The following is an 11,695-nucleotide window of genomic DNA, read 5'->3' on the forward strand; positions in this document are numbered from 1 at the left end:
CCGTCCGAACATCTGTTCGGAGACCACGCTATCCGCCGACGCCGACCAGACGTCGTACGACACGCGCCGCTCAGGCGTCGAGCTGCTCCATCACGGCGTCGGGGACGTCGTAGTTGGCGAAGATGTTCTGCACGTCGTCGAGGTCCTCGAGCACGTCGATCAGCCGGAAGAGCTTGCCCGCCGCGTCGGCGTCGAGCTCGACCTTGAGGTCGGGCACGAACGCGGCATCGGCCGAGTCGTAGTCGATGCCGGCCGCCTGCAGCGCGGTCCGCACCGCCACGAGGTCGGTGGCCTCGGAGACGACCTCGAAGGATCCACCGAGGTCGTCCACCGCGTCGGCGCCCGCCTCGAGCGTCGCCTCGAGGATGTCGTCCTCGGTGACCGTGCGTCCCTCCTGCTCGGCCGGCACGATCACGACGCCCTTGCGGTTGAAGAGGAAGGAGACCGAGCCCGGGTCGGCGAGCGAGCCGCCGTTGCGGGTCATCACCGTGCGCACCTCCATGGCGGCCCGGTTCTTGTTGTCGGTCAGGCACTCGATCAGCATCGCCACGCCCGCCGGACCGTAGCCCTCGTACATGATCGTGGTGTAGTCCGCGCCACCCGCCTCGGCACCCGAGCCACGCTTGACCGCGCGGTCGATGTTGTCGTTCGGCACCGACGACTTCTTGGCCTTCTGGATGGCGTCGTAGAGCGTGGGGTTGCCGCTGATGTCACCGCCGCCCATCCGGGCCGCGACCTCGATGTTCTTGATCAGCTTGGCGAACATCTTGCCGCGCTTGGCGTCGACGATCGCCTTCTTGTGCTTGGTGGTCGCCCATTTGGAGTGGCCGGACATGCTCCCCTACCTCAACTCATCGCGCTCGGGTCTGGCTGACAAGGTCCACGAAGATGCGGTGGATGCGTGCGTCCGCGCCGACCTCGGGATGGAACGACGTGGCCATCAGGTGGCCGTGGCGAACCGCGACGATCCTACCTGCGGCCTCTCCCGCAGGTACCTCGGCAAGGATCTCGACACCGGGCCCCACCTCCTCGACCCAGGGCGCGCGGATGAAGATCGCGTGCACCGGGTCGTCGAGACCGACGAAGTCCAGGTTGCCCTCGAAGGAGTCGACCTGCCGACCGAAGGCGTTGCGCCGGACGGTGATGTCCAGCCCGCCGAAGGTCTCCTGCCCGGGCGAGCCGTCCTCGATCCGGTCGGCCAGCAGGATCATCCCGGCGCAGGTCCCGAAGGTGGGCATCCCGGAGGCGATCCGGTCGTGCAACGGCTCGAACAGGTCGAAGGTGCGGGCCAGCTTGGCCATCGTGGTGGACTCCCCACCGGGGAGGACCAGCCCGTCGCAGGCGGCCAGCTCGGCGGGGCGTCGTACGGCGAGAGCGTCGACCCCGAGGTCGGTGAGCATGCGCAGGTGCTCACGGACGTCGCCCTGCAGCGCGAAGACACCGATGGTGGGGGAAGGCACGAGCAGCAGCCTAGTGAGGCCGCCCCGGCTCAGATGCAGGTGCCCAGCAGCCCGGCGAGCGAGGAGTACTGCTTGGAGTTCGAGGTGGGCGACAGCCACGAGGTGGTGCCGAAGATCGCCCGGACCGAGAACGTGCCGGTGGTGCCGGTGAAGGTCCGGCTGGTGACGCCCGCGGCGACGTCGACCGTGGTGGCACCACCGGTGCCGAAGAAGAGCCGGTAGCCGGTGGCGGACGGCACGGGCGTCCAGTTCACCGTGACCGAGCCGATCTGGAGCGTGCCGCAGACCACGACCGGAGCGGTCGGCAGGACGGTGGCCAGCGTGGTGCCGGTGACTGGGACGGGATCGGTCCAGGTGGCCCAGGCCGCGGGCACACTCACGAACGAGCCGCCCACCCCGAGGACCACGGTGGCTCCGAACATCGTGAGCTGGCGGCGGCGGGCCGGCCGGCCGGGCACGGCGGCACGACGCCTCCTGCGCCCCGAGCGCGGCGGTCCCGAGCGCGGCGGTCCCGAGCGCGGCGGTCCCGGGCGCGGCGGTCGGGTGGTGGAATCCGCGCTCCCCTTGACCAGGACGGACAAGAGGAACGCGGCGTAGAGGCCGAGAAGGAAGAGACCGGCGGGACCGCTGAGCCAGCCCACGACGTAGCCCAGTCGCGGAGCGGAGAGGAACACGCGGTCGACGTGCTCGACGCGGTAGACCTCCTGGTCGGGCGAGGCGTTGGCGTCGCCCTGCAGTTCCAGGGTCGCCACGCCCCCGTCGTCCACCGAGACCTCGGTGATCCGGTGGGTCACCCGCGAACCGGTGGCGGTGATCACCGAGACGATGTCGCCGACGGCCAGGTCGTCGGCCTTCGTCTCGTGGGAGAAGGCCAGGGCGCCGGTCGGGATCGCCGGCGCCATCGAGCCGGAGCGGAAGACCATCGGCCGCACGCCCAGCGCGAGCGAGGCCAGCAACGCCAACAGGCACAGCACGCCGAGCACGGCCCCCACGGTCAGCAGCCCCTCCCGGGCCACCTTCGCGGCGTTCCGAGGACGGGAGCGATGCATGGCCGCCGTGATGCGGGGGTCGAGGTCGGTCACGAGATGTCCGAGGATCCGGTGAAGGTGAGCGTCACGTTGGTGGTGGCGCCCTGCAGCGAGGTCGCCGCGGCCAGCGGCAGGGTGAGCTGGATGCAGAGCGTCTCGGTCGCACCGGGCTGCAGCAGGCGCCCCGTGGTGACCAGGTTGCCCCCGAGCGTCGACTCGGTGCCGGCCAGCGCGCTCCCGGAGCAGGTCGCCGCCGGCGAGATGCCCTGGACCGTGCCCGACGAGACCTTGACCACCAGCGCGGCACCCAGGCCCTTGCCGTCGGCGTTGCCGGCGGTCGTCGTGGCGGTGTACTTCAGCGGGGCGGTGCCGTTGTTCTTGATGGTCAACTGCCCCGCGGTGGAGTTCCCGGGGACCATCGTCGCCAGGTTGAGCGTGGTGTACGCCGGCACGCTGTCCTGGTTGTCCACGCGGAGGTCGATGGTTCCGGAGCTGATGGACGTGCCGCTGACGACCGCGTTGTCGGTCCAGGCGGCGTAGGTCCCCGTCGTACCCAGGACCGCGACGAGCCCCAGACCCAGCAGGGCCCGGAGCCGGGGCGAGCGCAGGCGTTCGCGGCGCGGGGCTGCAGGGTCAGTCACGGGTGGCTCCTGCACGTTCACGCCGGCGGGTGCGTGCCTGGCGGGCCGCTGCGCCGAACATGGAGAGCGCGTAGCCGACCAGGAGCGCGCTCACGGCGTAGATGCCCAACTGGCGCTCCCTTCCGGTGAGCAGGTTGCTGACGTGGCCGAGGTGGGGAACGGCGTACCACCGCTCCCCCACGATCTGGACCGACCGCACCCAGTGCTCGTCCGGGACCTCGTTGGCGTCGCCCTGAGTGCGGAAGACGCGTTCGCCCCGACCGTCGATGCCCTGGGTGATGACGCGGTGGGTGACTACCGTGGGATCGCCCGACGTGAGCTGGTAGGTGACGACAGCGCCGGTCGCGATCTCGGCCGGGTCCACCGGGCGCACCACGACGAGCGTGCCCGGCGGCATGCCGGGACGCATCGATCCGGTGAGGACGGTGTACGGAGTGGCGCCACCGAGCCGCGGGACGACGACCGCAAGAGCGATCGCCGTCACCGCGGCGAGGGTGACGACCCAGCCCAGCACCCGCCAGGTCCAGGCGAGCACGGGTGGGTCAGCTGTGCGACTGCGTGGCGGTGACGGTGATGTCGTCGAGTGCGCCGGTCAGGTCCTTCGAGGCGTTCGTCGCGGAGGCACCGGTGAACGTGACGGTGACGGTCGCGGTGATCACGTCGAGGTTGGACACACTGGCCGGGAACGAGGCGACGGGGACCGCCCCGATCTTGTACGACGCATTGGCGACGAGCTCGTTCGTCAGGGCGGACGCCCCGGAGAAGCTCGGAGCGGAGACGTCGAACGAGGCAGCGATGTGATCGCCCTCGGCGGAGACGGTGTAGGTGCAGACCTGGGTCAGCACGTCGCCGGGCACGATCCGGGTGGCGGTGGTGACCGGCGCGCCGCCGTCGATCGTCCAGCCCAGGCAGGTGTCGTTGGTCAGCAGCAGGTGACCACTCTCGATGTCGGTGCCCGTGACGGTGCCCTCATCGGTCCAGTAGGCGAGAGTTCCGGCGCCGCCGAGCAGCAGGGCACCGGCGGCGGACGCGGCGACCGCGCCCTTCAGGATCTTCTTCATGTAGTTGTTGCTCCCTCTGAGATGGCGGGATTACCCTCCCGGAATCCCTGCCACTCAGAGTTTCGGTCCGCGCGCACGGCTTGTTGAGCCGAATGTCGACGAACTGACCGAGTCCGCCCGTGACTGGCCCACGTGGGTGGTTCAGGATTCACCCAAACGGGTGATCCCGACCGCTCCTGCGGGTCGGTACAGACCTACCAGCCACGCTCGCTGAGCCGGTGCGGCTGCGGAAGCTCCTCGACGTTGATCCCCACCATGGCCTCACCAAGACCGCGCGAGACCTTCGCGACCACGTCCGGGTCGTCGAAGAACGTGGTGGCCTTGACGATCGCCTCGGCACGCTGGACCGGGTTGCCCGACTTGAAGATGCCGGAGCCCACGAAGACGCCCTCGGCGCCGAGCTGCATCATCATCGCCGCGTCCGCGGGGGTGGCGATGCCGCCGGCGGTGAAGAGGACGACGGGCAGCTTGCCCTGTGTCGCCACCTCCTTGACCAGGTCGTACGGCGCCTGCAGCTCCTTGGCCGCGACGTACAGCTCGTCCTCGGCCAGCGTCGAGAGGCGCCGGATCTCCTGGCGGATGGTGCGCATGTGGGTGACGGCGTTCGAGACGTCGCCGGTGCCGGCCTCACCCTTGGACCGGATCATCGCGGCACCCTCGGTGATCCGACGCAGCGCCTCACCCAGGTTGGTGGCACCGCAGACGAACGGCACGGTGAACTGCCACTTGTCGATGTGGTTGGCGTAGTCGGCCGGGGTCAGCACCTCGGACTCGTCGATGTAGTCGACGCCCAGGCTCTGCAGCACCTGCGCCTCGGCGAAGTGGCCGATCCGGGCCTTGGCCATCACCGGGATGGAGACGGTGTCGATGATCGAGTCGATCATGTCCGGGTCGCTCATCCGGCTGACGCCACCCTGCGCGCGGATGTCCGCGGGGACCCGCTCCAGCGCCATCACCGCGACGGCACCGGCGTCCTCGGCGATCTTGGCCTGCTCGGCGGTGACCACGTCCATGATCACACCGCCCTTGAGCATCTCGGCCATGCCGCGCTTGACGCGCTGGGTGCCGGTGCCGGTGTTGTCTGCGGGGGAAGTCTCGACCATGGCTCAATCCTACGTTCGTCGCCGTCGTACGACGAAGCCGGGGACGGCAGTCGTTCAGGCGGCAGGGCCGTCCGAGCCGCCGGTCGACGACTCGGCGAGGGCCTGCGCACGGACCACCCAGATCCGCTGGACGACCGTGAGCGTGCTGGCCAGGGCGAGCGCCCACAGCGTCACGTGCATCAGGATCGGCAGGCCGAGCAGGGCACCGAGCCCCGTCATCACGAGGATGGCCACCAAGCGGTCGGCGCGCTCGGCGACGCCGACCTTGGCCTGGTAGCCCAGCCCCTCGGCCTTCGCGCGTGCGTACGACGTCACGCTGCCCATCACCAGGCAGACCAGCGAGAGCACCAGGTAGAGCTGGCTGTCGCCGGGGCCGGCGAAGTAGAGGGCCAGACCGGCGAAGATCGCGCCGTCGCCGATGCGGTCGAGCGTGGAGTCCAGAAAGGCGCCGAAGGGGCTGGTCCGGCCGGTCAGCCGGGCCATGTAGCCGTCGATCAGGTCACTGAAGACGAACGCCGTGATGAACAGGACGCCGGCGAGCAGCTTGCCCTGGGGGAAGAAGACCAGGGCTCCCACGCTCACCCCGATCGTGCCCACCAGGGTGACGACGTCGGCGGAGACGCCGAGCTTGATCAACAGGTGGGCAATCGGGGAGACGACCTTCGTCCAGAAGGCTCTGAAATGTTCCATCATCGCCCGAGCAGGCTACCGGCTCCCCCGACGGCGACGAGCCCGCGGGTCAGACCAGCTCGGGCACCCGGAGGTGGGCCAGCACCAGGTCGAACTCCCCCACGTCGGTGACGTCGACCCCCGCCTCGCGGACGCCGGCGTCGCGGATCGTCCAGCTGCGGTCGCGACTCTCCTCCATGGCGGCTCGGCTGTCGTAGGTCGTGGTGCTGCACGCCTGTCCGCGCTCCCGGTCCACCATCAGGCTGGCGCTGCAGAAACCGGGCAGCTGCTCCATCTCCGGCAGCATCGTCCGCCGGTAGATCTCGACTCCGCGGTCGATGGCGGTGCGGTCGAGCCGCATCCAGGTGACCCGGCAGCACGCGCCGTCCAGCGAGGCGTGGTCACGGTGCATGACCGCGACCTCCCACTCCTGGGCCAGCGCGATCCCGGCCATGATGTCGGCCCCGCGGGCGCGCATCGGCCCCAACTGGGCGTCGGAGGCCTGCATGGCGCCCCGCGACTCCCAGGCACTCGTCACGATGACCCGGCCGGGCTCGCGCTCCACGATCATCGACATGCCCACGCACCCGTCAAGCCCGGTCAGCACGGGCATGGCGTCCCGACGGACGTAGTCGATGGCGGCGTCGATCCGGTCGGCGTCTCCCGAGATCGAGGTCGAGCGTGCATACATGGCGGTCCCTCCTCCGGGGCAGCGCCACGGACGGCCCTGCCGCTGTCCGTCCACGTTCCTCGCTCGCGACCGCGAGCGCAATGGCTCAGCCGGGCCAGGCCTCGGCGAGGAGCGCGCGGGTCTCAGAAAGGAGTTCGGGCAGCGTCCTGGTCCGCCCGATGATCGGCATGAAGTTCTGGTCGCCCGGCCACCGCGGTACGACGTGCTGGTGCAGGTGCGCGGAGATCCCGGCTCCGGCAACGGCCCCCTGGTTCATCCCGATGTTGAACCCCTGGGCAGCCGAGACCCCTCGGACCACGCGCATCGCGGTCCGGGTCAGGTCGGCGATCTCGGCCGCCTCGTCGTCGGTGGTGTCGGCGTAGTCCGCCACGTGGCGGTAGGGGCAGACCATCAGGTGCCCGGGCGCGTAGGGATAGAGGTTGAGCACGACGTAGGCGAGCACTCCGCGGCGTACCACCAGGCCGTCGCTGTCCTCGAGCCCCGGAATCCGGCAGAAGGGGCACTGCCCCGACGACTCGTCGGACGGCTTGTTCTCGCCCCGGATGTAGGCCATCCGGTGCGGCGTCCAGAGCCGTTCGAGCTCGTCCGGATCCCCGATCCCGTCCTGGCACGCCGCGTCGTCGCTCACGGTCCCCGATCCTAGGGCCGGGGCGGGTCGCGGCCGGGCACGTGGGTGGTCAGACGAGCTCGGGGATCCGCAGGTGCGCCAGGACCAGGTCGACCTCCGCGTGGTCGAAGACCTCGAGCCCGAGCCGCTCCTTCGCTGCCGCACGGACGCCGGCGGCGAACTCACGGCTTGCTTCGAGGGCCTCTCGCGAGTCGAAGGTCACCGTTCCGCACATCAGGTGCTGGTCCCGGTCGATCAGGAGGCTCGCGCTGCAGAACCCCGGTCGCTCCTCGATCTGCGGCAGCAGGTCGGTCCGCCACCTGGTGACAGCTGTGTCGATGTCCTCTGCGCGCGCCCAGGAGACCCGGCAGCAGCACCCTTCGTGCGTGGCGTGGTCGCGGTGCATCACCGCCACCTCCCACTCGTGCACGTCGGCGGTGCCGCCGAGGATCTCGCCACCGCGCTCCCGGAACGGAGCCAGGCTCTCGTCACTCGCCGTCATCGCCGCCCGGTCCCGCCAGGAGCTGGTCGCGATGAGCCGACCCGCCTCCCGGTCGACGACCAGGGAGAGGCCCTGACAGCCGTCGATGCTCGTGATCACCGGCTGCACCTCGTCGGACACGAAGGCGATACCGGCGTCGATCTTCCCCGCGTCCCCGCTGATGCTGGTTGACCGTGCGTACATCACGCACTCCTTCCCCGTTGGGGCAGCGCCCTCGCGGCGCCGCCGCTCCTGCCCACTCTGCGCCTGGGGCCGCGCAGGGGCAAGGGGCAAGGGGCCAGTGGCGAGGGGCCGGCGGCAAGAGGCTCGATGGCACCTCAGTAGGCGTGGAACCAGCGGCCCAGGTCGCGATGCACGCGGCCGCAGGTGATGTTCTGGTCGCGGCCCTGCTCGACCCACTGGCCCAGGATCGCCGGGCCCCCCTGGATGCTCCAGTCATCGCCGCACCGGGCCGCCGCCTCGGCCCGCGAGGTGTGCCCGGCGGCTCGCCACTCCGGCACACCGAGCCTCAGCCCGCCGACGATCACCCGCCACAGGTACGGGGTGGAGTAGACGCCGATCCGGCGTCCGGACTCCCGGAATCCACGGGCCGCACCCCGGACCACCGCAGCGTTGGCGGCGACGTCCCCGGACCACTCGAAGTCCCGCACCGGCTCCACGTCGAGCCAGATGATCGGCGACTCCAGCCCGGCGGCCGCCATCGTGCCCAGGGCGTACCGGGCCTGCTGGTAGCCCGCGTTGGCCAGCGCGCCCAACCGGTCCTTGCCCTGGAAGGGGCCCGCGTCGGCGAAGGCGGTGAGCCGGTCGTCGTCGGGGTAGCTGATCACGGCGTACGCCGCTGCCAGCAGTCGGCGCTCGCGGATCCACTCCACCTGGTCGGCCAGGCAGGGGTTCGGCGTGTAGCCGGGACCGTTGGTCAGGCCCAGCACGACGTAGCGCGCTGCCGGCAGCGGCATCGGCGCCCCCAGCGTGGGGCGCTGCGGAATGCCCATCCCCCGCGGGCACTGCGGCCAGCTGGCGTCGGCACCGAGCACCGGGCCCGAGAACGTCGGCACCCGGGAGGTGGTCTGCGGGATCGTCGACGCCGCTGCCTCCGCCAGCGCGGCGAGCTCGGCCATCGCCTTGCGTTCGGCCTTGGACTTCAGCGGCGGTGGCGGCGGTGGCGGCGGTGGAGGAACCGCGGCCGGGGACTCGACCGGGCTCGAGGACCCCACCGTCGACGCCGGCAGGTCGGCCGAGCCCGCGCAGCCGGCCAGGAGCAGGCTCGTGAGCAGACCCGCGAAGGGCACACCCACGAGCCCGCGCATGATCGGCGCTCAGACCTGCTCGCGGGACTCGACGGCGGCCAGCACCCGGTCGATGGCGTCCTCGATCGGGACACCGTTGTCCTGGCGACCGTCGCGATAGCGGAACGAGACCGCTCCGGCCGCCACGTCGTCGGCGCCGGCGATCATCATGAACGGCACCTTCTGCAGCTGGGCGTTGCGGATCTTCTTCTGCATCCGGTCGTCGGAGTCGTCCACCTCGACGCGCAGCCCCTTGACCCGCATCCGGCCGGCGACCTCGTGGAGGTAGTCCGCGAACGCGTCGGCGACCGGGATCGCCTGGACCTGGACCGGTGAGAGCCAGGGCGGGAAGGCGCCGGCGTAGTGCTCGACGAGAACGCCGTAGAAGCGTTCGAGCGAGCCGAACTTGGCGGAGTGGATCATCACCGGCCGCTGGCGGGTGCCGTCGTTGGCCTGGTACTCGAGCTCGAAGCCGCGCGGCTGGTTGAAGTCGTACTGGATGGTCGACATCTGCCAGGTCCGACCGATCGCGTCGCGCGCCTGCACGGAGATCTTGGGGCCGTAGAAGGCAGCGCCGCCCGGGTCGGGGACCAGCTCGAGGCCGGTCTCGGCGGCCACGTCGGACAGGATCCTGGTCGCCGCCTCCCACTCCTCCTCGGAGCCGACGAACTTGTCGGAGGTGGCGTCGCGAGTGGAGAGCTCGAGGTAGAAGTCGTCGAGCCCGAAGTCCCGCAGCAGACCGAGAACGAAGTCGAGCAGGTGCTTGACCTCGGCCGGCGCCTGCTCGGGGGTGCAGTACGAGTGCGAGTCGTCCTGGGTCAGGCCGCGCACCCGGGTCAGGCCGTGCACGACCCCCGACTTCTCGAAGCGGTAGACGGTGCCGAACTCGAACAGCCGCAACGGCAGCTCCCGGTAGGACCGTCCCCGCGAGGAGAAGATCAGGTTGTGCATCGGGCAGTTCATCGCCTTGAGGTAGTAGTTGCTCCCCTCCATCTCCATCGGCGGGAACATGGTGTCGGCGTAGTACGGCAGGTGCCCGCTGGTCTCGAAGAGCCCCTGCTTGCTGATGTGCGGCGTGCCGACGTACGAGAAGCCCTCCTCGATGTGGCGCTGGCGGACGTAGTCCTCCATCACCCGCTTGAGCACGCCGCCCTTGGGGTGGAAGACGGCCAGGCCGGACCCGAGCTCGTCGGGGAAGCTGAACAGGTCCAGCTCACGACCGAGCTTGCGGTGGTCGCGCCGCTCGGCCTCCTCGATCCGGTGCAGGTGCTCCTCGAGCGCCTCCTTGGTCTCCCAGGCGGTGCCGTAGACGCGCTGCAGCTGCTTGTTCTTCTCGTCGCCGCGCCAGTACGCCGCGGCACTGCGCATCAGCTTGAACGCCGGGATCCGCTTGGTGGTCGGCAGGTGCGGCCCGCGGCACAGGTCGCTCCACGCGGCTTCGCCGTTGCGGTTGAGGTTGTCGTAGATGGTCAGCTCGCCGGCACCCACCTCGACGTCGGCGCCCTCGGCCGCACCGTCGGCGTGGCCGGAGCCCTTGAGTCCGATCAGCTCGAGCTTGTAGGGCTCGTCCTTGAGCTCGGCGAGTGCGTCGGCGTCGGTGACCACCCGGCGGGAGAACTTCTGCCCCTCCTTGATGATCTTCCGCATCCGGGTCTCGATCTTGTCGAGGTCCTCGGGGACGAACGGCGTGGGCACGTCGAAGTCGTAGTAGAAGCCGTTCTCGATCGGCGGGCCGATCCCGAGCTTGGCCTCGGGAAAGAGCTGCTGCACGGCCTGGGCCATCACGTGAGCGGTCGAGTGCCGCAGGATGTCGCGGCCGTCGGGGGTGTCCATCGCGACCGGCGCGACCTCGTCGCCGTCCGCGAGCTCGTAGGACAGGTCCTTGAGGTCCGGCCCGACCCGGGCCGCGATCACGCTCGGGTCGTCGACGAACAGCTCCCAGGCCCGGGTGCCCGTCGTCACGGTCCGCTCCTCACGCGCGTCGGCGTGGACGAGTGCGACCTGGATGTCGGGCACGGTGGAGCTCCTCAATCTGGGGTGGGGCGGACGGGGCGATCGTATCCGCCGCCCCGCCCGCTCCGCGCCCCGGATTGCGCCACGCACTCAGGCGCGAGCTCCCGTTGGATCAGAAGGCGCGATCCAGCTTGAGCAGGTAGTTGAAGCTGGCCGACGAGATGAACGCCTTGGCGTGCACGGTGTAGACGGCGTTGCTGACGGGCGTGAAGACGACGGCAGAGCAGAGCGTGCCGTCCACGTCGTCATTGCTGGCCACCACGGCGTCAGCGGCGTCCCTGACCTCGAGCAGCGTGTCGTTGGTCCCTCCGCAGCGGTGCGCGCCGGAGGTCAGCGTGATCCGGATCGGCTGCGTCCCCTGGGGACGGATCGTGAACTTGTCGACGTCGCCGCCTCCGGCGATGGTCCCCGAGGCGATCCCGGAGGTCGGCACCCACGTCGGCTCGTTCGTGTCGTCGCGCGCCTCGTCGTGCGCGATGCCCGAGGGGCCCATCGGTCCGGCCGGGCCCTGCGGACCGTCGGGACCTGCCGGACCCTGCGGACCATCGGGGCCCGCCGGACCCTCCGGACCAGCCGGACCCTCCGGACCAGCGGGACCCTCCGGACCAGCGGGACCTTCCGGACCAGCGGGACC

The 11,695-nt window shown here is 70.4% G+C and carries 14 protein-coding genes; all 14 read right to left on the minus strand.

Annotated features, from left to right (window positions below):
• Window positions 1–70: 70 nt before the first annotated feature.
• The gene (locus tag ABZE72_RS02795; RefSeq protein ID WP_372727496.1) at window positions 71–835 is read right to left on the minus strand and encodes a YebC/PmpR family DNA-binding transcriptional regulator; all 765 of its coding nucleotides are present in this window, start codon (window positions 833–835) and stop codon (window positions 71–73) included.
• A 16-nt stretch (window positions 836–851) separates the two neighbouring features.
• Window positions 852–1,460: a pyridoxal 5'-phosphate synthase glutaminase subunit PdxT gene (pdxT, locus tag ABZE72_RS02800; RefSeq protein WP_372727497.1), complete on the minus strand. Its 609-nt coding sequence runs from the start codon at window positions 1,458–1,460 to the stop codon at window positions 852–854.
• Between the two features lie 29 nt (window positions 1,461–1,489).
• Window positions 1,490–2,542, minus strand: a complete 1,053-nt coding sequence (locus ABZE72_RS02805) for a signal peptidase I (RefSeq protein ID WP_372727498.1) — start codon at window positions 2,540–2,542, stop codon at window positions 1,490–1,492.
• Window positions 2,539–3,129, minus strand: a complete 591-nt coding sequence (locus ABZE72_RS02810; protein ID WP_372727499.1) for a TasA family protein — start codon at window positions 3,127–3,129, stop codon at window positions 2,539–2,541. Before ABZE72_RS02810 ends, ABZE72_RS02805 begins: the two co-directional genes overlap by 4 nt.
• A complete protein-coding gene (locus ABZE72_RS02815; RefSeq protein ID WP_372727500.1) occupies window positions 3,122–3,664 on the minus strand; it encodes a signal peptidase I in 543 nt (180 codons plus the stop codon). Before ABZE72_RS02815 ends, ABZE72_RS02810 begins: the two co-directional genes overlap by 8 nt.
• Before the next feature lie 7 nt (window positions 3,665–3,671).
• Window positions 3,672–4,190: an alternate-type signal peptide domain-containing protein gene (locus ABZE72_RS02820; protein ID WP_372727501.1), complete on the minus strand. Its 519-nt coding sequence runs from the start codon at window positions 4,188–4,190 to the stop codon at window positions 3,672–3,674.
• Window positions 4,191–4,384: 194 nt separating this feature from the next.
• Complete coding sequence (pdxS, locus tag ABZE72_RS02825) at window positions 4,385–5,293, minus strand: pyridoxal 5'-phosphate synthase lyase subunit PdxS (protein WP_372727502.1); 909 nt, start codon at window positions 5,291–5,293, stop codon at window positions 4,385–4,387.
• 54 nt (window positions 5,294–5,347) lie between these two features.
• The gene (gene pgsA / locus ABZE72_RS02830; protein ID WP_372727503.1) at window positions 5,348–5,986 is read right to left on the minus strand and encodes a phosphatidylinositol phosphate synthase; all 639 of its coding nucleotides are present in this window, start codon (window positions 5,984–5,986) and stop codon (window positions 5,348–5,350) included.
• 46 nt (window positions 5,987–6,032) lie between these two features.
• Complete coding sequence (locus ABZE72_RS02835) at window positions 6,033–6,653, minus strand: antibiotic biosynthesis monooxygenase (RefSeq protein ID WP_372727504.1); 621 nt, start codon at window positions 6,651–6,653, stop codon at window positions 6,033–6,035.
• A gap of 85 nt (window positions 6,654–6,738) precedes the next feature.
• Window positions 6,739–7,281 carry an HIT domain-containing protein gene (locus ABZE72_RS02840; protein WP_372727505.1) on the minus strand — a complete coding sequence of 181 codons (543 nt, stop codon included), beginning with the start codon at window positions 7,279–7,281 and terminating at the stop codon, window positions 6,739–6,741.
• Between the two features lie 49 nt (window positions 7,282–7,330).
• The gene (locus tag ABZE72_RS02845; protein WP_372727506.1) at window positions 7,331–7,945 is read right to left on the minus strand and encodes an antibiotic biosynthesis monooxygenase; all 615 of its coding nucleotides are present in this window, start codon (window positions 7,943–7,945) and stop codon (window positions 7,331–7,333) included.
• 134 nt (window positions 7,946–8,079) lie between these two features.
• A complete protein-coding gene (locus tag ABZE72_RS02850) occupies window positions 8,080–9,069 on the minus strand; it encodes a hypothetical protein (protein ID WP_372727507.1) in 990 nt (329 codons plus the stop codon).
• 9 nt (window positions 9,070–9,078) lie between these two features.
• Window positions 9,079–11,064, minus strand: coding sequence for a threonine--tRNA ligase (gene thrS / locus ABZE72_RS02855; RefSeq protein WP_372727508.1), 1,986 nt, complete (start codon window positions 11,062–11,064; stop codon window positions 9,079–9,081).
• 109 nt (window positions 11,065–11,173) lie between these two features.
• Window positions 11,174–11,554 (minus strand): hypothetical protein, encoded by a 381-nt coding sequence (locus ABZE72_RS02860; protein ID WP_372727509.1) that lies wholly within the window; start codon window positions 11,552–11,554, stop codon window positions 11,174–11,176.
• Between the last annotated feature and the right edge of the window lie 141 nt (window positions 11,555–11,695).

The organism is Nocardioides sp., assembly GCF_041600255.1.
Classification (GTDB): Bacteria; Actinomycetota; Actinomycetes; order Propionibacteriales; family Nocardioidaceae; genus Nocardioides.